At 61.2% G+C, this 240-nt stretch carries 1 pseudogene; it reads left to right on the forward strand.

Annotated features, from left to right (window positions below):
* Positions 1-240 (forward strand): annotated as a pseudogene (locus J5M67_RS29370) (arylsulfatase); the annotation flags it as partial.

A 240-nucleotide genomic window follows, 5' to 3' on the forward strand; every position in this document is an offset into this window, starting at 1 on the left:
TGCTCAAGGGCACTGATGTCGGCGGCAAGAACTTCAAGGTGCACCTGGACGGCTACAACCAGCTGGACTACCTGACCGGCAAGTCCAACGAGAGTGCGCGCAAGGAGTTCTATTACTTCAACGACGACGGCCAACTGGTGGCCATGCGCTTCGGCGACTGGAAGGCGGTGTTCTGCGAGCAGCGCAAGCCCGGCGGCTTCGAGGTGTGGAGCGAACCCTTCGTCTGCCTGCGGATTCCCA

This window comes from Pseudomonas sp. 30_B (assembly GCF_017491605.1).
In the GTDB taxonomy this organism is placed as follows: Bacteria; Pseudomonadota; Gammaproteobacteria; order Pseudomonadales; family Pseudomonadaceae; genus Pseudomonas.